This is a genomic window from Erythrobacter neustonensis (assembly GCF_001663175.1).
GTDB classification, from domain to species: Bacteria; Pseudomonadota; Alphaproteobacteria; order Sphingomonadales; family Sphingomonadaceae; genus Erythrobacter; species Erythrobacter neustonensis.
In genome coordinates this window covers 2981164-3001043 of sequence record NZ_CP016033.1, presented here as the reverse complement: position 1 = coordinate 3001043, position 19880 = coordinate 2981164, and the positions used below count along the sequence as shown (strand labels likewise).

Genomic DNA, 19880 nt, shown 5'->3' with positions numbered 1-19880 from the left:
CGCAGGTGCTCCGTAGCGAAGCGAAGGAAACAGCCCGCAAATGGCGAGGCGGTAGGGCAACAAAGACCCGCCGGGGACGAAAGCCTACCGGCAATCCTCGATCACGCGGCTGACCTCGGCGTGGCTGGGCAAAAACAGCGGCGGCTGGCCTTCGACCTCGACCGCGAACCGCCCCTTGGACAGCGCCATCGCATCGAGCAGCGGATCGCCCGATGGCAGCGCGGCGGCGAGATAGGGGTTGGTGTCCTCGGCCTGCACGGCGCCAAGACTGCGCGTGGCGGTCTCCGTGCGGATCGTCATCGCGCGGGCCACGCCGCTGCGCCCCGCGCGCCACAGGCTGACGCGTCCGGCGGGACGTTCGCAAGTCATCAGGAATTCGCCCCGCCCGCCCGATCCGGCGAACACCGCCACCGGCCCGGTCGCGCCGAGGCTGTAACGCCAGCCGCCGGGTGTCAGCGGCGCATCCATCCAGCGGCCATCCACCGCTGCCGGAAGCGGTGCGGCGGGCGCAGGGGCCGGGCGCGGCTGGGTCTGGGCACGCGGTGCAGGCGCGGCGGTGCCGGTGGGCGGCGGGGGCGTGGCCGGGACACAGGCGGCCAGCGCGGGCACCGCGGCGAGGGCGATAAGGGTCAGGACAGCTTTCATCGCCCCACTTTGCGCGCTAGGGCGGGGCGCTGTCCACCCCGGAAAAACAAGCCGATGCCCGATCCCACGCCCCGTCCCGCCAAGCCGCAAAAGCGCCGGATCGACCAGCTGCTGGTCGAGCGCGGGCTTGCCGAAAGCCGCGCGCGCGCGCAGGCGCTGGTAATGGCGGGACTGGTGTTCGCGGGCGAGACCAAGATCGACAAGCCGGGCCAGCAGGTGGCCGAGGACGCCGCGCTCGACGTGCGCGGGCGCGATCATCCCTGGGTCAGCCGCGGCGGGATCAAGCTGGCGCATGCGATCGAACACTTCGGGCTCGATCCGGCGGGCGCAGTCGCGATGGATATCGGCTCGTCCACCGGGGGCTTTACCGATGTGCTGCTGACCCACGGCGCGGCGCATGTGTTCTGCGTCGACAGCGGGACCAACCAGCTGGCGTGGAAGCTGCGCGAAGACGACCGCGTCACCGTGCTTGAACAATTGTCGGCCCGCCTGCTCACGCCTCGGCACATCGACCGCCCGTGCAACTGGGTGGTGTGCGATGCGAGCTTCATCTCCCTGGCCAAGGTGCTCGAGGTGCCGCTGCAACTGGCAGCGCCGCAATGCCGTCTGGTCGCGCTGATCAAACCGCAGTTCGAGGTCGGGCGCGAGGAGGTCGGCAAGGGCGGAGTGGTGCGCGACCCTGCGTTGCATGCGCGGGTCTGCGACGAAGTGCGCGGCTGGATCGAAGGGCTCGGCTGGACGGTGCAGGGCATCGCCACCAGCCCGATCACCGGGCCGCAGGGCAATGTCGAGTTTCTGATCAGCGCCAATCGCGGATAGCGCAAAAGAAAAGACCGGCAGCAACCGTGGTTGCTACCGGCCTTTCTTGAACCTGGTCACTGGCACGAGGCCAGCGCCGGTAATCCTGCGGGCGCGAGGCCCAGCGGATTACATGGCAGCCGGGGTCTCGACGACAACCGGGGTTTCGACAGCCATCGCGTCGGCGGTCGCGTCGACGGCGGGGGTTTCGACAACCATCGGCTCTTCAGCAACAGCCATCGCGTCGGCTTCGGTTGCAGCTTCTTCAGCCGGCTTCGAGCAAGCGGCGGTGGCGAGAGCGAGGCCAGCGACGGCAACGAGTGCGATCTTCTTCATGGTAAAATCCTTTTCGGGCCCGGCACGGGCCGGAATGAGCAAAGCGCGTTAGATCAATCCCCGCCGGCAACGCACTTTCGAATCACGGCAGGAATGTGGCAGCCTCTAGCAGCAAGTGTGGCAGACCCCAAAGGTTTTTGACACAATCTGCCCAATTTTTACCACATTTGTGCCACGATCTGCGCGAGAAGCGTGTCTGCGCGGGGCAGTGCGCGCGGTTTCGCGCGGCAAAGGTGGCAAGCATCGCAGGCCTCTGATAGTCATTCGCCGATGGATCAGGCCGCACACCGGCCGCAACCGTGGAGCGCCGATGAATCTGCTTGCCTCCCCTGCGCAATTGCGTGCGAGTTTCCTGCGCTGGGCGCTGTTCATGGTGCCGCTGATCCTGCTGATCGGATTTGCTGCAGGCCAGCTTGGCGGGCCGGATACCCCGTGGTTCGCAGGGCTTGAAAAGCCCGCGATCTATCCGCCGCCGGTGGTGTTCGGGATCGTCTGGAGCATCCTGTTTGTGATGATCGGGCTGGCGCTGGCATTGGTCGCCAGCGCGTGGGGCGCGCAGGGGCGCGGGATCGCGCTCGGCGTGTTCGCGGTGCATTTCATCGTCACGCAAGGCTGGTCGATGGTGTTCTTCGGCCTGCAGGACATGACCACCGCACTGATGGTACTGGGTTTCGGGGTGGTCAGCCTCATCGTCGCGCTGGCGCTGATTTTCCGGGTGCGGCGCACCGCGGGGCTGCTGTTGCTGCCCTATCTGGCATGGCTGTGCTTTGCGAGCGTGCTCAATTACCAGTTCATTGCCGAAAACCCCGATGGCGGCGTGAATTCGGGCAATGGGGCGGCGACCGAAGTGCGGCTTTGAGCGCCGCTCATAAACCGACGATGCTTGCACTTCGGGGCAAGCATCTCCAAAAAGGCGCCATGCAAAGCCAGAACCCGATCATCGCCGACCTCGTCAAACTCGCCAACAGCGCTGCCGGCACGATGGCCGGCATGACCCGCGAAGCCCGCGACGGCGCGCGCGAACGGATGCGCGAAGCCTTGGGCGGGATCGACTTCGTCACACGCGAGGAATTCGACACGGTCAAGGCGATGGCGCAAAAGGCGCGCGAACAGGCCGATGCGCTCGAAGCGCGCCTCGCCGCGCTGGAAGCGAAATCGGGCCAGTAAGCCCCGGCGCGGCGCGTAGCGTGTGACCAGCGCCGCGGCTGCCATTTTCCTCGGCGCGCGTCCGCAGGGCGAAACCGGCGCGATGGCGCGCGTGCTCACTGCCGAGGCCGGGCTGATTGCCGCCTATGTTGCCGGCGGGCGCGGGCGGATGATGCGCGCGGTGATGGTGCCGGGCAACCGCGTCACCGCCGAATTGTCCTATCGCCCGGGAAGCCAGCTGCCTTTCGCGCGGATCGAACTCGAACAGTCGCGTGCCGCGCTGATCACCGAGCCGCTGCCGGCCGCCGCGATCCAGTGGGCCTGCGCGCTCACCGCAGCGACGCTTCCCGAGCGCCAGCCATACCCTGCGCTGCATTCCGCGCTCGAAGGCCTGCTCGAAGCGATCGCGCTCGCTCCTTCGGCGCGCGGCTGGGTGACGGGGCTGATCGGGTATGAAACGCTGCTTCTGTCCGAACTCGGCTATGGCGGAGAAGCGCCCGCAGCAGGAGCCGACTGGGCGCAGCAGATGGCAATGCTGGGGATACTCGAGCGCCGCCTTGCGCACTACCTGCTTGCAGGCGACCGGCGCGATGTTATGGGCGCGAGGCTGCGGTTGACCGAACGGTTGGCGCGGATGGCTTGAAGGGATGCGCGCGTGAAGATTGCAGTTCTGCCCGGAGACGGGATCGGCCCCGAGGTTACCGCCGAGGCGGTCGCGGTGCTCGAAAGCCTCGCGCTGCCGGGCCTCACCCTGTTTTCGGGCGATGTGGGCGGCGCGGCCTATCACCGCCACGGGGTGCCGCTGCCGGACGAAACGCTGGAGGTCGCGCGCGTGGCCGACGCGATCCTGTTCGGCGCGGTGGGCGATCCGGCCTGCGACGCGCTGGAACGGCACCTGCGCCCCGAGCAGGCGATCCTTGGCCTGCGCAAGCATCTGGGCCTGTTCGCCAACCTGCGGCCTGCGCGCGTGTTTGCGGGCCTCGAACATCTCTCGCCGCTGCGCACCGATATTGCGGGCGGGCTCGACCTGCTGATCGTGCGTGAATTGACCGGGGATGTCTATTTCGGCGCCAAGGGCCAGCGCGTGACCGACGATGGCGAGCGTGAGGGCTGGGATGCGATGTCCTATGCCGAACACGAAGTGCGCCGGATCGCGCATGTCGCCTTCCGCGCCGCGGCGGTGAGCGGGCAGCCGCTTACCAGCGTCGACAAGGCCAACGTGCTTGAGACCAGCCAGTTGTGGCGCGATGTGGTGATCGAAGTTGCCGCGGAATATCCGGGCGTGACGCTCGATCACATGTATGTCGATAATGCCGCGATGCAGGTGGTTAGCCATCCCGACCGTTTCGGCGTGGTGCTGACGGGCAACCTGTTCGGCGATATCCTCAGCGACCTTGCCAGCGCTGCGGTCGGATCGATCGGGCTGCTGCCAAGCGCCTCGCTGGGCGAACGGCAGACCGCGCACGGCACCTACGGCCTGTATGAACCGATCCACGGCAGCGCGCCCGATATCGCGGGGCAGGGCAAGGCCAACCCGATGGCGACGATCCTGTCGGCGGCGATGATGCTGCGCCATTCCTTCGGCCGCGAAGACGATGCCGTGCGGATCGAGGCGGCGGTGGCACGCACCTTGGCCGATGGCATCCTCGGCGGCGACCTGGGCGGCAGCCACGGCACCGCCGCAATCGGCGCAGCGGTGCGCGAGCGGTTGTAAGCCTTCCCATGAGCCTCGATCTTGCGATTATCCTGCCCACGCTCAACGAGCGCGGCAATCTCGTTCCGCTGGTCGACCGGATCGACCGCGCGATCGGCACCGCCGCGCGCTGGGAAGTCATCATCGTCGACGACGACAGCAAGGATGGCACCGCCGACGAGGCGCGCGCGTTGGCGTTGACCGATGCGCGGGTGCGGGTGATCCAGCGGATCGGGCGGCGCGGCCTCGCGAGTGCCGCGATCGAAGGCTTCTGCGCCACCGCCGCGCCGTTTGTCGCGGTGATGGATGCAGACCACCAGCACGACCCTGCGCTGCTTCCCGGCATGCTCGCCGCGCTGAAGGCGGGCGAGGCCGACATCTGTGTCGCCAGCCGCTTTGCCGAAGGCGCATCGACCGCCGAATGGGCCGCGCCCGAGCGCGAAAGGCTCTCGACCTATGCCAACGCGATCGCGCGGCGGATCACCGGGGTTGACCTGACCGATCCGATGAGCGGTTATTTCATGCTGCCGTCCGATGCGGCGCGCGCGCTGGTGCCGCGGCTCACCGGGATCGGGTTCAAGATCCTGCTCGACCTGCTCGCCACCTCGGACACCACCATGCGGGTCAAGGAATTCCCGCTCAATTTCGCGGCCCGCCGCGAAGGAGAAAGCAAGCTGGACCGCGCCATTCTGTTCGATTTTCTTGCCGGGCTTTACGACAAGACGCTGGGCAAGGTGATCCCCACCCGCTTCGCATTGTTCGGCACGGTCGGGGCGCTGGGCGTGCTGGTGCATTTTGCGGTGCTGACCAGCCTGCTGTTCGCCTTCGACCACGCCTTCACCTGGGCGCAGACGGCAGCGGTGCTGGTGGCGATGAGCTTCAATTTCTGGCTCAACAACTGGCTGACCTATCGCGACAAGCGGCTGACCGGCGCGGGCGCATTGCTGCGCGGCTGGATCGGCTTTGTCGCGACCTGCGCGATTGGCGGCTTTGCCAATGTCGCGATTGCTACCTTCCTCGAAGGGCAGGGCGTGTTCTGGGCGCTGGCCGCGCTGGCGGGGATCGTGGTCGGATCGGTCTGGAACTACGCGTTGTCGAGCCGGTTCGTGTGGGGCCGGTTCTAGGGCGGGGCCCTATTTCCAGCTGCTCAGCCACATCCATTCGAGATAGGCGTCGGGCCCCAACAGGGGGAGCGCGGCGATGATCGGGAAGAACACTGCGAACACGGCCACCGCGCCGGCAAGCACGCCGCCCGCCAGCCAATCGCCCTTGGGCAGACGGCGCAGATCGCTGCACGTCAGCGCGAGGGCTGCGAGCAGGAAGAAGCTCGGCACGAGATAGTGGTAATAGAACTGCACGGGCTTGGGCGCGATCACCCACAGGCCGAGGCTGACCGCATAGCCCAGCGCTGCTGCCAGCCGCACCCCGCTGCGCTGGAACAGTCCTGCGACAAGGCACCACACCAGCGCGGGCAGCCCCAGCCACATCGACAGCGGATTGCCGATCAGCAGCACCCCGCGCTGCGCGCCGTCGACCTCCTGATAAAGATACCAGATCCCGCGCGTGTCGAGCACCCATTGCGGCCACTGGCTCATGTAGCGGTGCGGCACCTTCAATTGGCTTTGCAGCTCGTAGATATGCTGGTGCAGCCCGATCAGCCCGCGCTCTGCCAGCGGCGAGGGGTGGAGGGGCTCGGACAGCCAGTATCCGGGGATAAAGGTCGCGGCATAGACCGCAAGCGGCAGCAGCCCGAGCCACACGAAGGCTTCGATCAGCGTGACACCCGGCACCGGCGCGCCGCGGCGGCTCAGCAGCAACCGGCGGCGCCCCGCAAAAGCGCGCGCGGCAAGGAAGATAAGCCCCGGCATCACCGCCAGCGGAATCGCGTTCCACTTCGCCGCCAGCGCGCAGCCGATCGCGATCCCCGTCAGCGCAAGGCGCAGCCGCCCCTGTTCGGGCCGCGCGATGGCGACGGCAAACTGCCATGCCGCCACCGCCAGCGCGCTTGCCATGACGATGTCGAGCATCGCGATCCGCGCATGGATGAACAGATGAAACCCCGTCGCCAGCAGCACCGCGAAGGCGAGCGTCGCATAGCGGTCATGGCTCGCATGCCACATCGCGCGCAGCATTGCGCCGTAGGCGATGACGCCCGCCAGCCAAGGCATGATGCGCCAGCCCAGTGGATTGTCGCCAAACAGCGCCATGCCAACTGCAATCAGTTCTTTCGCCAGCAGCGGATGTTCGCGGTTGAGATAGGTGCCTTGCCCCGTGCGCAGCAGCTCGAGCAGTTCGCGCGCGGCGGGGAGATAATGAATCTCGTCGAAATAGGGCTGCGAGGGGATCGCCAGCCGCCAGCCGGTGAGCAGCGCGAACAGCCCTGTCAGCAGCAGGCACCAGCCCAGCGGATCGCGCGGGCGCAGGGCAGGGACGGCGGCGGGAGCAGCGGGCGCTTCGATGTGGGCCATAGGGCCGCGCGCTTAGGCAGCCCCATGGCCAAGGGCAAGGGACGATTAGGCCGCGCGCGCGGCAGCGCGATTTTCGAGCCAGAACAACCTTGCGCACATCATCAGCAAACCGATGCTGGCAGTGGCAAGCACGAACAGCATCCAGGCAGGCAGGTTCATCCCCTGCGCCCGCGCGCGCGGCGCGATCAGGAAGAACGCGACGCCGAGCGAAAACAGCAGATCCCACCACACCTGAACGCCCCACAGATTGGCGGTGTGGTTGGCGACCACGGGCATCACCCCCTCGCGCGCGATGGTGATCGCGGTGAAAGCGGCGAAGCCCGCCGAAAGCGCCGCGGCAAGCACCACGCTGCCGCGCGCCTTGGGGCGGAGCCAGACCGAAATTATCGCGGCAACGGCGAACACAAGGCCAACTAGAACCAGCGGGAGGTGGGGATAGGCGGCATCGGGCATGGCAATTTCTCCGAGCAATGTAGCGACTGCTACACCGGCTTGTAGCGGGATGTAGCGCACGCTACAACAGCCCATGCGCCCACCACGCCCACAATTCCCGTCGAAGCCGCCGATGACGCGCGAAATCCTGTTGCCGCCGCTCGCCGCGCATGTGCTCGCCCACGGGCTGGGGCAGGCAAGCCTGCGCCCGCTGGCGAAGGCTGCGGGCACCAGCGACCGGATGCTGCTCTACCATTTCGGCAGCAAGGAGACGCTGCTCGCCGACCTGCTCGCCTATCTTGCGCGCACCTATGCCGAAACGCTCGATGCGGCGCTGGCGGGGGAGCGCGCGGCGACGCGGGGACAGGCGCTGGCACGCATCCTCAAACACGCCCGCGCGCCCGAAATGGCGCCCTTCATGCAATTGTGGTGGGAAATCGTCGCGGGCGCAGCGCGCGGGGCGCAAGGCTTTCAGCCGGCCGCGCATGCCATGATGGGCGAACTGCTCGCATGGCTCGAAGGCCAGATGCCCGAAGGCGATCCCGATCCGAAAGGCGGCGCGCGCTATCTGCTGACGCTGATCGAAGGCACGCTGATGCTCGCCGCGATCGGTCACGCCGCTGCGGCGCGTGACGGGCTGCTTGCGGGCGGGCTTTTGCCGTCCTAAGCGGAGGCCCATGAAAAAGACCACCGGCATGGACCGCGCCGCTACCGCCAACTGGCGCCCCGCAACCAAGGCACTGCGCGGCGGCACCTGGCGTTCCGAACACGGCGAGACGAGCGAGGCGCTGTTCCTCACCTCGGGCTATACTTACGACGATGCGCAGACCGTCGCCGACAGGTTTGCCGGTAGCGCGCAAGGGATGACCTATTCGCGGCTCCAGAACCCCACCGTCGCGATGCTCGAAGAACGCATCGCATTGATGGAAGGGGCGGAGGCCTGCCGCACGCAGGCATCGGGGATGGCGGCGATGACCGCGGCTCTGCTCTGCCAGCTTTCCGCAGGCGATCACGTGGTCGCCGCGCGCGCCGCTTTCGGCAGCTGCCGCTGGCTGTGCGACAATCTGCTGCCCAAGTTCGGGATCGACGTGTCGATCATCGACAGCGCGGACAACGCCGCATGGGAAGCCGCGATCCGGCCCAACACCAAGGTGTTCTTCTTCGAAAGCCCGGCGAACCCCACGCTCGACATCGTCGATCTGGCGCATGTCTGCAGCCTTGCCCGCGCGCACGGGATCACCACCGTGGTCGACAACGCCTTTGCCTCGCCCGTGTTGCAGCGTCCGATGGAGTTCGGCGCGGATGTGGTGGCCTATTCCGCCACCAAGCTGATGGACGGGCAGGGCCGCGTGCTGGCGGGCGCGATCTGCGCGTCCAAGCAATGGATCGACGAGGTGCTGATGCCGTTCCAGCGCAACACCGGCCCGACGCTGTCGGCCTTCAACGCCTGGGTGGTGCTGAAGGGGCTGGAGACGCTGCCGATGCGCGCCTTTGCGCAAAGCCGCAGCGCGGTCGAGCTGGGCGAATTTCTCGAACCGCGCGTGCTCGCTGCGGGCGGGCACCTGCGCCACCCCGGCCTGCCCAGCCACGCGCGCCACGATCTTGCGCGGGCGCAGATGGATGCGACCGGGCCGATCTTCGCCTTCGATGTCGGCACCCGCGCGCGCGCCTTTGCGGTGCTCGATGCGCTGAAGCTGATCGATATCTCGAACAATATCGGCGATGCGCGCAGCCTGATGTGCCACCCTGCCTCGACCACGCATGCCAACATGACCGAAGAGGCGCGCGCCGCGATGGGCGTGTCCGAAGGCCTGTTGCGGATCAATGTCGGGCTTGAGGATATCGCCGATCTCACCGAAGACATGGACCAGGCGCTCGCTGCGGCGGGCATGTAAGGAAGCAGCCCGATGGCCAAACGCGTTGAACTCGTCTTCGATTTTGTCAGCCCCAACGCCTATCTCATCTGGTGGCCGCTGCGCGAACTCGTCAACCGTTACGAGGCCGAGCTTGACGTGGTGCCCGTATTTCTGGGCGGGATGCACAAGCTGACCGGCAACGCCCCGCCGATGCTGCGCGATGCCGAGGTCAAGGGCAAGAACGAATATGCGATGCTCGAAATGCAGCGTTTCATCACGCGCCACGGCTTGGGCAATTTCGCGATGCACCCGCAATTCCCGTTCAATTCGATCACCTTGCAACGCATGCTTTACGCCGCCGATCAGGACGGTCGCGGGGTGCAGTTCGTCGAGGCGCTGCTGCGTCCGATCTGGGAGGACGGGCTCGACATTTCCTCGCCCGAAGCCATCGGCGCTGCGCTGGAAAAGGCGCGGTTCGACGCGGGCGATCTGCTCGCCCGCGCGCAGACCGACGCGGTCAAGCAGGGGTTGGCTGCAAACACCGACGCGGTCGTCGCGCGCGGCGCCTTCGGCATCCCGACGATGTTCGTGGGCCCGCGCGGGCAGGGCGAGATGTTCTTCGGCAAGGAGCGCCTGCCCCAGATCGAGGAACTGCTCGCCAAGGGCTGACCTTTCCCCTGCCTGATGCGCGGCGGCGTTTGCTTTCGCGCTGGCGGACCATAATCTCGCCGAATCAGAACCATACGGGGGCGCGCGGGGTTATGAGACGAATTTTCCGGCATCTGGCCGGGGCGGCGATGGTTGCCGCTCTGCCGCTGGCATCGGGCAGCGTCGTTGCTCAGAACACAGCGCCTGCCGCCGAAGCGCCGCCGGCACCGATCGCGGCGGGCAATTTTGCCAAGCGTCTCGCCTTCTGGGATACCCGGCTTTCGCCCGACGCAAAGAAGTTCTCCTATATGCGGGACGGGGGCGGCGCGACCCATCTGATCGTCCTCGATACCGCAACCGGCAAGGTTGCGCGTGCCTTTGCCGCGAGCCCGAATGACGATTTCCAGTGGTATCGCTGGGTCAGCAAGGACAAGCTCCTGTTGTCGGCCGCGACCTCGGCGAAATTTTTCGGCGAGGATGTGCGCTTTACGCGTCTGGTGCTGCTCGATGTCGCCACCGGGGCGATGACCCGGCTGTTTCCCAAAAGCGCGGTGGTGGACGGCGACGATGTGATCCACGTTGCCAAGGACGGCTCGCATGTTCTCGTCTCGATCCAGCCGTCGATCACCGAATATCCGGCGGTGATGCGCCACGAACTTGCGCCCGACGGGAAGATCACCACCATCGAGCGCCCGCGCGAGGTTCCCTACGACTGGATGGCGGACGATAGCGGCGTCGTGCGGCTGGGCATCGCCTACGTCGGCGACAAGGAGAAGGTCTATTACCGGGCCGCCGGATCGAAGGAGCTCAAGCCCATGCCCAAGGCCGCCGATGGCGAGCCGGGCTGGGAGGCCATCCACATCCCCGGCGACAGCGATATCGGCTATGTCCTGTCCGACGGCGAAAAGGGCCGCGTCGCGCTGCGCCGCTTCGACTTTGCCAAGCGGCAGATGCTCGACACGGTGTTCGAACATCCCGATTGGGACATCGAAAGCGTCAGCTTCCGCGATGGCAAGCCCTATGCCGCGTACTACACCGCCGAGCGCGACGAGGTGCACTGGTTCGACGAGGCTGCCGCCGCGCAATACAAGGCGCTGCGCAAGGCGCTTGGCAACGGCGATATCTGGATCACCAGCCGCGCCGAACAGGACAAGATGATGCTCGTCTATGCCGGCGACGAGGCCGATCCGGGCGTGCTTTACATGTTCGATCCTGCGGCCAGATATATGCGGGAACTCTCGCAATACCGGCCCGAACTCGATTTTCAGGCGCTCGCCCGGCCAAAACCGATCCGCTACACCGCGCGCGACGGGATGGCGATCACGGGCTACCTCACGCTGCCGCGCGGGCGCGCGCCCCGCAACCTGCCGCTGATCGTGATGCCGCACGGCGGCCCCTACGGCATTCGCGACAAGCTCGAATACAACGACGAGGTGCAGTTGCTCGCCAACCGCGGCTATGCGGTGCTGCAACCCAATTACCGCGGCTCGGGCGGCTATGGCGAGGCCTTGTTCGAAGCCGGCGTCGGCGAGATCGGCCGCAAGATGCAGGACGACATCGACGATGCGATGGACTGGGCGGTCAAGGAAGGCATCGCCGATCCGGCCCGCGTGTGCGTGGTGGGCGGCTCCTACGGCGGCTATGCGGCGCTGTGGTCGGTGCTGCGCAATCCCGAACGCTACCGCTGTGCGGCCAGCTGGGCGGGGGTGACCGACTGGGGCAAGCTGCTCACCTATGACCGGCGCTATCTGTCTCCGAAGGTCAACAAGTGGTGGTCGGCGCGCGTGCGCGGCAAGGGCAAGACGCAGGAACTGGGCGAAGTGTCGCCCTATCGCGCGGCCGGCCAGCTCTCGCGCCCGGTGCTGCTGGCGCACGGCACCAAGGACCAGCGCGTGCCTCTGTCGCAATACACCATCTTCGAACGCGCCGCGCGCGGCGCGCCGGTTCCGCCGCAAACGCTCGTGATCGAGGGCGAGGGGCACAGCTTCTCCAAGCCCGAAAGCGCGCAGGCCTGGTACGAGGCGCTCGACGCGTTTCTGGCCAGGCACAACCCGCCCGATCCGCTCCCCGCCGCGCCGGCCGCGACACCGTGACCCCCGCGCGGCCGCACCCAAACCGGCGCGCGGCGGGATACAGCTGGGATTAAGCGCGTTGAGCCTCTTGTGAGACAGCGATCAATCGCTAACTTCGGAGGCGACATGAAAGAGTTTTTCCAGCACGCCGCCACCACCCACGGGGTCACCGTCCGGGTCGCTGTCAATTACCTGCCCGAACAGTCGCACCCCGAGGCGGGCAAGTGGTTCTGGGTCTATCACATCCGGATCGAGAACGCCTCGCACGAGCCGTTGACCTTTCGCACCCGGCACTGGCGCATCACCGACGGGCGCGGGATGGTGAACCATGTCGACGGCGAGGGCGTGGTCGGCGAACAGCCCACGCTGCTGCCCGGGCAAAGCCACGACTATGTCTCGGGCTGCCCGCTGACCACCCCGCGCGGGTCGATGGAGGGGTTCTACACCTTCGTGCGCAGCGACGGTTCGCCCGCCGAGATCCGCATCCCCTTTTTCCCGCTCGCCGCGCCCGAGATCGCGGTGGGCCGCACCCCGCGCTGATCACAAGCCCAGGCACGCGGATGCTTGCGATGCGCGGCGAGGCCGCCTAATCGCAGGCGGGTGAAGCGCACCCATCTGCCCCTCAACGCCCTGCGCGTGTTCGATGCCGCCGCGCGGCACCTGTCCTTCACGCGCGCCGCGGACGAACTTGCCGTCACGCCCGCCGCGGTCGGCCAGCAGATCCGCGCGCTCGAGGATGTGCTCGGCGTCGTGCTGTTCCGCCGCACCTCCAAGGGCCTCGAACTCACGCCCGAGGGCGAGGCCGGTCTCGACCCCTTACGCGAAGGGTTCCTGCGCTTCGAGGAAAGCGTCGCCGCGATGCAGGCGGGCCAGGCATCGGACCGCTACACCATCGCCGCCCCGCGCGAATTCTACGCCGCATGGCTGGCCCCGCGCCTCGCCGCGTTCCAGGCCCAAACGCCCGGCGTGCAATATATCTTCGCCCCCGACGAACATGCCGACTTCACCGAGGCGAACCTCGACCTTGCGATCCGGCTGGTCGACGGGCCGAGCGATCTGCAAGGCGTCCAGCTTGCCCCCGCGATGCGCGTCACGATCGCCGCGCCCAGCCACCGCGATGCGTGGATCGAATGGCCGGGAATGCCGCTGCCCGATGGCGTGAACCCCTGCATCCGCGCCGGATCGCCGGGACAGGCGCTGGCCTCGGCGTTTGCGGGGATGGGACGCACCGTGGTCCCGCTCGCACTGGCCGAGGCGGGGATCGCACAAGGCCAGCTGATCGCGCTCGGCGACCCCGAACCCGGCACCCGCGCCTACTGGCTGCTCGCACCCGCACCGCAATGGCGCAGCAAGAAGGTGCGAAGTCTGGTCGCGTTTCTCAGTTCCTGAGAAACCCTTGTTCCGCAGCGCGTGCGCGCTGCGAAATCCTCGCTCACACGGCCTGAAGGCCGCGTCGCTGCGGGCGGCCGGTCGGCCTTGCGGCGCTATGCGCCGAACCAGCGCGTTCAGCTCGGGTCGCTGGGTGAACCATCCTCATCCTCGTCGCCCCATGCGCCGGTGATGTCGTGGCGGATGCGTTCGTAAAGCCAGTGGCCGGGATGCACCTTGCGCGCGTCGACCATGTGCTGCGAACGGTGCTGGATCACCCAGCAGATCATCGAATTGGCGCGCGGGTTGTGCGCGCCCTGATGGATCGCGCGCTCCATTGCGCAATCCTCCAGCCGCAATCGCCCCCATTCGAGCGCCGCATCCCACGCCCGCGCAAAATCCTCCGCCCCCGGCTTCTCGCGCAGTTTGTAGAGCGCCTCGATGCTCTTGCCGACGCGGATCGCCGCCTGCTTGACGATCCCGGTGGAGGCCAGCTGATAGATGAAAGCGCGCTGCACCGCGGGCAGGATCGCGTTCGAGCGCGGCTGCTTGTGGCAATAGGGGATGAACTCGAGCAGCGGGTCGTCGTCAGGGATCGCCATCTCGGCAAAAGCGACGCGCGAAGTCGCCTGACGCGGATGCTTGCGGTTGTTGAAGAGCAGCGGCTCGCGCGGGGGGGCGGGGGAGGGAGTGTGCTTGGGCATGGGGGGAGGCTGGCACACCCTTGGCGAGTAGGAAACGGGGAAGCCTCCAGCGTAGCGCGTGGCGATGCACCGGCGCGCAGCGCCGCAAGCACGACCGCGCGCCCGAGCTTATGCGAGGAAAGCCAAAGCGGACGGGGGTCCGCCACCCGGCGTCTGAGGGCGCCCACAAAAACTCCCGGAGCCTCCAAGGGTGCGCATGGCACCCCCGCTCATCCCGATCCAGACGCAAACCCCCACGTCCGACCCCGCCCAGCCGGTGGCAAAAGCGAGCGCCCGCAGAGCGTCCTCGATCGCGTGGAGCAAAGGCCAGCCCCGACGCGCCGGTCCTCGGCAGGGCCACAGAAGGTGAATCGGGGAGTTAACTCATTGGTCTTGATCCGAACCCCGGGCGAGTTGTTCACAACATGACGTCGACTAAGCTGATCTACGCCTTGATCGATATGAGGCGAATTCTTAGGTCTATGGCCGATTTCTCATTTATATGTGGGGGCGTGGTTGGACGCTACAGAATTTAGACGAATTGAGAGTGCCATTGAGCTGGCGGTTACCCGGATTCTCGAAAAGGGGGCCGACGATCTCTTTCGTCCTCCTGTTTTCTCATACCCCATCGAGACTCAGGTACTACGCGCTCACCCCGACGACTTTCGTCGCGCCGTTAAGGCGGAGACTATCAAGTTTCTCAAGCGTGCTGACCTAGAGCAAGAGCGGATCGGGCCGACCAGAAAAACACTAGTAGCGAAGGACGAGAACACCTTCCGGCAAGTTGCATGGCTTGATCCTTTCGATGCGGTGAAATATCTTTCGTTAGCAGTTCTAGCATTTGAGAAGATTGAGGCGCTTCGTCCTGCAAGAGAGAGAAAAATAATTCATTCCCACCGTCGATCGGATAGTCCTGACCAGCTGTTCGATGAAGATTTTGGATATGACAGCTTTCGAGCTGAATCGTCCAGGCTTTCCAAAGAGAAAATTGGTCATTGGAAAGTAATAACGGATATATCGAATTTTTTTGACAGGATTGGAAATCATACTCTCGAAAACCATTTGCTCGATTGCGGACTAGAGAGAAAATATTGTAAATTGATTTGCGAGATACTGTTTTTCTGGGCCGGTGATCGACGTAGTTTCGGAATTCCCGTGGGATCTGATGCGAGTAGGATACTCTCAGAGGCGGTTCTCATCGATGTTGATAGGAAGTTGATCGAAGAAGGCGTCACATTCATTAGATATGTCGATGATTACCGTATTTTTGCGGAAACTAAGGAAAAAGCCTTAAAGTGCGTCGAGAGACTGACGGCTCTATTGGCTGATGAGGGGCTTTCGTTGAACAGTCGAAAGACTGATATCGTTCAGATTGTTGATGCTGATGAAGCGGCATCGATGGCAAACAGGTTTGATTCTGGCGAGCATCAAAAACTCGACTTAGAGGAGCAAATAGAAGTCAGGAAGAGGATTAGAATTAGCGGAACGACCTCAATTTCCAAATTTTATCGTAGGCCGGGACAGGAATTTCTTAAGAAATTACAGCTCCTCGATAAGGCTGAGATTTTGGCCTTGATCGCGAGTTGTGAAGATTATCAATTCGAAGATAATTTAAAAACCGCTGTTAAATTTTTCGTGCATGTTGATCAGGACACAAAGATATTGAAGACATGCATAGAAAGAAGAATAACATCAATAATATATATCGCTGATGCACTTATTAAAGAGAAGGAAAATTTACCCGAAGGATTATCTTCTGAATTATGTGAATTGATATTCAATGGATTCGATTGGCTTTCTGGACCTTATCCGCTTCTGGTTCCAATCTTGCGACTGTCATCCCAGTCAACGTTTGCGGACTCAAGGTACGTCGACGATATCGTGGCCCATCATTCACAGCTCGACTCGCTTATTTTTTTTCGGGAGGCCATTTCGATTGGCTATCCATGCCTTGATCGTTCGAGGATAAGGGCGCTTGCGATTGACGTATCAAACAATGTGCCTGATTTTGTGCGGCGCTCAATTTATTTTGCGGTCGCTAGCCACTCCGGATTGTCTCCAGATGAGAAGCGTCCGCTGCTGAAGACAATGAAGCAGCATTCTCCTGATTGGTTTATCGAGAGGATCGATGCGATTATAGGTGTGTGAACGGGACCCGACGTCTAGGTTCTTGACCCCCCGCCCAATCCCGCCTAAGGGCCCCCATCCTCCGTGGGCATGCCCTGCGGAAGCGAGCTGAACATTGGCGGTGCGCTCTCTCCAACGGGGGTAGCCGTCAAAGTAACCCGGTGGCCCAACGGCCGGCATGTGGGTGGAGCGTTTCGGCTTGTGCGACTGGCAGGTGTGTCCGCGGATGCGGGCATTCCGGCTTCCCGCCTATCCGGGTTTCGACCGGGGCGGGGCGATCGCGCAAGGCTTGGCCAACTCCTTTTCCAACATCGTCGGTTTTCGGTGTCACCCTCATCTGGTGAAGTGAGAACTTAATGCCGACGATCAACCAGCTGGTCCGCAAGGGCCGCGTTCCGCAGAAGGCCAAGTCCAAGGTCCCTGCGATGGAACAGAACCCGCAGAAGCGCGGTGTCTGCACCCGCGTTTACACGACGACCCCGAAGAAGCCGAACTCGGCACTGCGCAAGGTGGCCAAGGTTCGCCTGACCAACCAGCGCGAAGTCATCAGCTACATTCCGGGCGAAGGCCACAACCTGCAGGAACACAGCGTCGTGCTGATCCGCGGCGGCCGTGTGCGCGACCTTCCCGGCGTGCGTTACCACGTCCTTCGCGGCGTGCTCGACACGCAGGGCGTCAAGGATCGCAAGCAGAGCCGTTCGAAGTACGGCGCCAAGCGTCCGAAGTGACCCGGTAGCCTTCGGCACCGGGTCATCCTGAACTCGTTTCAGGTTTCATGGAGCCGCCGGCACAGGTCTATCCGATTACAGGGCTGAGCCCGCCTCCCGATGGATGCTGAAACAAGTTCAGCATGACGGAAGGGGGGTGGGGCCCGCACTCCGAAGGAGTTAAAAAACATGTCACGTCGTCGTCGTCCCGAAAAGCGGGTCATCCTGCCCGATCCCCAGTACGGGGATCAGATCCTGTCGAAGTTCATGAACAACCTCATGTACGACGGGAAGAAGGCCGTTGCCGAAGGTATCGTCTATTCTGCGCTGCAGACGGTCGAAGCCAAGTCGAAGGCCGATCCCATCCAGCTGTTCCACGATGCGCTGAACAACGTGAAGCCGCAGGTCGAAGTGCGCAGCCGCCGTGTTGGCGGTGCGACCTACCAGGTGCCGGTCGAGGTTCGCCCCGAGCGTGCCCAGGCGCTCGCGATCCGCTGGCTGATCAGCGCCGCGCGCGGTCGTCCCGAAACCACCATGGCAGCGCGTCTGTCGGGTGAGCTTCTGGATGCGGCGAACAACCGCGGCAACGCGGTCAAGAAGCGCGAAGACACGCACCGCATGGCGGATGCGAACCGCGCCTTCTCGCACTACCGCTGGTAAGGTTCCGGCTTGGGGTAAGCGGCCGTCCGGGCCTGTTCCGGACGGCCGGTCTTACCACTGCCACAAAAGCAACTATATGGAACACGGCTCCGGCATGCCGGACGGCCCAGCTCCACCAAACCTAGGAAATTGACCATGGCACGCAGCCATCCCATCGACCGCTACCGCAATATCGGGATCATGGCGCACATCGACGCCGGCAAGACCACCACGACCGAGCGGATTCTCTACTACACCGGCAAGTCCTACAAGATCGGCGAAGTGCACGATGGCGCAGCGACGATGGATTGGATGGAGCAGGAGCAGGAGCGCGGGATCACGATCACCTCGGCCGCCACGACCTGCTTCTGGTCGGTCGCCGGCGGTCCGGAGCACCGGATCAACATCATCGACACCCCCGGACACGTGGACTTCACCATCGAAGTCGAACGTTCCTTGCGCGTCCTCGACGGCGCGGTCGCCTGCTTCGACGGCGTGGCGGGTGTTGAACCCCAGTCCGAAACCGTATGGCGCCAAGCCGACAAGTACGGCGTCCCCCGCATGTGCTTCATCAATAAGTTGGACCGCACCGGTGCCAACTTCAAATATTGCGTCCAGTCGATCATCGATCGTCTGGGTGCGAAGCCTGCCGTGCTTTACATTCCCATCGGTCTCGAAGCCGATCTGAAGGGTCTGGTCGATCTGGTGCACAACCGCGCGATCATTTGGAAGGACGAATCGCTCGGTGCAGAATTCGTCTATGAAGAGATCCCCGCTGACCTGGCCGACGAAGCCGCGCAGTACCGCAGCGATCTGATCGAGCTCGCCGTCGAACAGGACGACGAGGCGATGGAAGCCTATCTCGAAGGCACCGAGCCCGATGTCGACACGCTGAAGGCGCTGATCCGCAAGGGCACGCTCAACCAGTCGTTCGTGCCCGTGTGCTGCGGTTCGGCGTTCAAGAACAAGGGCGTCCAGCCTCTGCTCGACGCCGTCGTCGACTATCTGCCTTCGCCGCTCGACATCGACGACGTCCAGGGCGTCAAGATGGACAGCGACGAAACCGACAGCCGTCCGGCAACCGACGATGCGCCCTTCAGCGCGCTGGCGTTCAAGGTCATGAACGATCCCTTCGTCGGCTCGCTCACCTTCATCCGCATCTACTCGGGCGTGCTCAACAAGGGCACCTACCTGAACTCGGTGAAGGACAAAAAGGAGAAGGTCGGTCGCATGCTCGAAATGCATGCGAACGAGCGCAAGGACGTCGATGAAGCCTTCGCAGGCGACATCATCGCGCTGGCCGGGATGAAGGAAACCACCACGGGCGACACGCTCTGCGCAGCCAACGCTCCGATCGTGCTCGAACGGATGGAATTCCCTGAGCCCGTGATCGAACTGTCGGTGGAGCCCAAGACCAAGGCCGACCAGGAAAAGATGGGCATCGCGCTCAACCGCCTGTCGGCTGAAGATCCCTCGTTCCGCGTTTCGACCGATCACGAATCGGGCCAGACGATCATCAAGGGCATGGGCGAACTGCACCTCGACATCATCGTCGATCGTATGCGCCGCGAATTCAAGGTCGAAGCCAACGTGGGCGCGCCGCAGGTGGCCTACCGCGAATATCTCGGCCGCGAAGTCGAAGTCGATTACACCCACAAGAAACAGTCGGGTGGTTCGGGCCAGTTCGGCCGCGTCAAGGTCACCGTCACCCCGGGTGAACGCGGCCAGGGCGTGACGTTCGAGGATGCGATCAAGGGCGGCAATATTCCGCGCGAATACATCCCGGCGATCGAAAAGGGCTTCCGCGAGCAGGCCGCCAGCGGCCACCTCGTCGGCTTCCCGATCATCGACTTCTCGATCAAGCTGACCGATGGTGCCTACCACGACGTCGACTCGAGCGCGATCGCGTTCGAAATCGCCGCCCGCGGTGCCATGCGCGAAGTGGCGCAGAAGGCCGGCATCAAGCTGCTCGAACCGATCATGAAGGTTGAAGTCATCACTCCGGATGAATATCTGGGCGACGTGATCGGCGATCTCAACTCGCGGCGCGGTCAGATTCAGGGCACCGACACCCGGGGCAACGCCCAGGCGGTCGAGGCCAACGTGCCGCTCGCCAACATGTTCGGTTACGTCAACGAACTCCGCTCGTTCACCCAAGGGCGTGCGAACTACTCGATGCAGTTCTCGCACTACGACGAAGTTCCCGCCAACGTCGCAGCCGAGGTCAAGGAGAAACTTGCCTAAGCTGCTTAGGCAGTCTAG

At 64.4% G+C, this 19880-nt stretch carries 21 protein-coding genes; 16 read left to right on the top strand and 5 right to left on the bottom strand.

Annotated features, from left to right (window positions below):
• Positions 1-84: 84 nt before the first annotated feature.
• Positions 85-645: a hypothetical protein gene (locus A9D12_RS14000; RefSeq protein WP_068352994.1), complete on the bottom strand. Its 561-nt coding sequence runs from the start codon at positions 643-645 to the stop codon at positions 85-87.
• A 54-nt stretch (positions 646-699) separates the two neighbouring features.
• Between A9D12_RS14000 and A9D12_RS13995 the strand changes: the two genes are divergently transcribed.
• Entirely contained in the window at positions 700-1464 is a 765-nt protein-coding gene (locus tag A9D12_RS13995; protein ID WP_068352991.1) for a TlyA family RNA methyltransferase, read from the top strand.
• Positions 1465-1572: 108 nt separating this feature from the next.
• On the opposite strand, the gene A9D12_RS13990 is transcribed toward A9D12_RS13995, so the two are convergent.
• Positions 1573-1779 (bottom strand): hypothetical protein, encoded by a 207-nt coding sequence (locus A9D12_RS13990; RefSeq protein WP_068352988.1) that lies wholly within the window; start codon positions 1777-1779, stop codon positions 1573-1575.
• 310 nt (positions 1780-2089) lie between these two features.
• Here A9D12_RS13990 and A9D12_RS13985 point away from each other — a divergent pair, with 310 nt between their 5' ends.
• The 5 genes from A9D12_RS13985 to A9D12_RS13965 are packed head-to-tail and all read left to right on the top strand — an operon-like array spanning position 2090 to position 5742.
• Positions 2090-2638, top strand: a complete 549-nt coding sequence (locus A9D12_RS13985; protein ID WP_068352984.1) for a TspO/MBR family protein — start codon at positions 2090-2092, stop codon at positions 2636-2638.
• A 59-nt stretch (positions 2639-2697) separates the two neighbouring features.
• Positions 2698-2946, top strand: coding sequence for an accessory factor UbiK family protein (locus A9D12_RS13980; protein ID WP_068352981.1), 249 nt, complete (start codon positions 2698-2700; stop codon positions 2944-2946).
• Positions 2947-2968: 22 nt separating this feature from the next.
• Positions 2969-3568 (top strand): DNA repair protein RecO, encoded by a 600-nt coding sequence (gene recO, locus A9D12_RS13975; RefSeq protein WP_082925575.1) that lies wholly within the window; start codon positions 2969-2971, stop codon positions 3566-3568.
• Between the two features lie 12 nt (positions 3569-3580).
• Entirely contained in the window at positions 3581-4639 is a 1059-nt protein-coding gene (gene leuB / locus A9D12_RS13970) for a 3-isopropylmalate dehydrogenase (RefSeq protein ID WP_068352978.1), read from the top strand.
• Between the two features lie 8 nt (positions 4640-4647).
• Complete coding sequence (locus A9D12_RS13965) at positions 4648-5742, top strand: glycosyltransferase family 2 protein (RefSeq protein WP_068352974.1); 1095 nt, start codon at positions 4648-4650, stop codon at positions 5740-5742.
• A gap of 9 nt (positions 5743-5751) precedes the next feature.
• Here A9D12_RS13965 and A9D12_RS13960 read toward each other — a convergent pair whose 3' ends face one another.
• Both A9D12_RS13960 and A9D12_RS13955 read right to left on the bottom strand, forming a co-directional pair.
• Complete coding sequence (locus A9D12_RS13960; RefSeq protein ID WP_068352971.1) at positions 5752-7086, bottom strand: phospholipid carrier-dependent glycosyltransferase; 1335 nt, start codon at positions 7084-7086, stop codon at positions 5752-5754.
• 45 nt (positions 7087-7131) lie between these two features.
• Entirely contained in the window at positions 7132-7539 is a 408-nt protein-coding gene (locus A9D12_RS13955) for a hypothetical protein (RefSeq protein ID WP_068352968.1), read from the bottom strand.
• A 112-nt stretch (positions 7540-7651) separates the two neighbouring features.
• Between A9D12_RS13955 and A9D12_RS13950 the strand changes: the two genes are divergently transcribed.
• From A9D12_RS13950 to A9D12_RS13925, 6 genes are all read left to right on the top strand, one after another.
• Entirely contained in the window at positions 7652-8185 is a 534-nt protein-coding gene (locus A9D12_RS13950; RefSeq protein WP_068352965.1) for a TetR/AcrR family transcriptional regulator, read from the top strand.
• Positions 8186-8195: 10 nt separating this feature from the next.
• Positions 8196-9413, top strand: a complete 1218-nt coding sequence (locus A9D12_RS13945; protein WP_068352962.1) for a trans-sulfuration enzyme family protein — start codon at positions 8196-8198, stop codon at positions 9411-9413.
• A 12-nt stretch (positions 9414-9425) separates the two neighbouring features.
• Complete coding sequence (locus A9D12_RS13940; RefSeq protein WP_068352960.1) at positions 9426-10043, top strand: 2-hydroxychromene-2-carboxylate isomerase; 618 nt, start codon at positions 9426-9428, stop codon at positions 10041-10043.
• 92 nt (positions 10044-10135) lie between these two features.
• Positions 10136-12115: an alpha/beta hydrolase family protein gene (locus A9D12_RS13935; protein ID WP_082925574.1), complete on the top strand. Its 1980-nt coding sequence runs from the start codon at positions 10136-10138 to the stop codon at positions 12113-12115.
• A 105-nt stretch (positions 12116-12220) separates the two neighbouring features.
• Entirely contained in the window at positions 12221-12634 is a 414-nt protein-coding gene (gene apaG / locus A9D12_RS13930) for a Co2+/Mg2+ efflux protein ApaG (protein WP_068352954.1), read from the top strand.
• 60 nt (positions 12635-12694) lie between these two features.
• Positions 12695-13483 carry a LysR family transcriptional regulator gene (locus tag A9D12_RS13925; protein ID WP_068352951.1) on the top strand — a complete coding sequence of 263 codons (789 nt, stop codon included), beginning with the start codon at positions 12695-12697 and terminating at the stop codon, positions 13481-13483.
• 116 nt (positions 13484-13599) lie between these two features.
• Here A9D12_RS13925 and A9D12_RS13920 read toward each other — a convergent pair whose 3' ends face one another.
• Complete coding sequence (locus A9D12_RS13920; protein ID WP_068352948.1) at positions 13600-14166, bottom strand: hypothetical protein; 567 nt, start codon at positions 14164-14166, stop codon at positions 13600-13602.
• Between the two features lie 495 nt (positions 14167-14661).
• On the opposite strand from A9D12_RS13920, the gene A9D12_RS14565 reads away from it, so the two are divergent.
• From A9D12_RS14565 to fusA, 4 genes are all read left to right on the top strand, one after another.
• Positions 14662-16293, top strand: a complete 1632-nt coding sequence (locus A9D12_RS14565) for an RNA-directed DNA polymerase (RefSeq protein WP_197489831.1) — start codon at positions 14662-14664, stop codon at positions 16291-16293.
• 335 nt (positions 16294-16628) lie between these two features.
• Positions 16629-17000 (top strand): 30S ribosomal protein S12, encoded by a 372-nt coding sequence (gene rpsL / locus A9D12_RS13915; RefSeq protein ID WP_006831873.1) that lies wholly within the window; start codon positions 16629-16631, stop codon positions 16998-17000.
• A gap of 168 nt (positions 17001-17168) precedes the next feature.
• Complete coding sequence (gene rpsG, locus A9D12_RS13910; protein ID WP_068352945.1) at positions 17169-17639, top strand: 30S ribosomal protein S7; 471 nt, start codon at positions 17169-17171, stop codon at positions 17637-17639.
• A 135-nt stretch (positions 17640-17774) separates the two neighbouring features.
• Entirely contained in the window at positions 17775-19862 is a 2088-nt protein-coding gene (gene fusA, locus A9D12_RS13905) for an elongation factor G (RefSeq protein ID WP_068352942.1), read from the top strand.
• Positions 19863-19880: the final 18 nt, after the last annotated feature.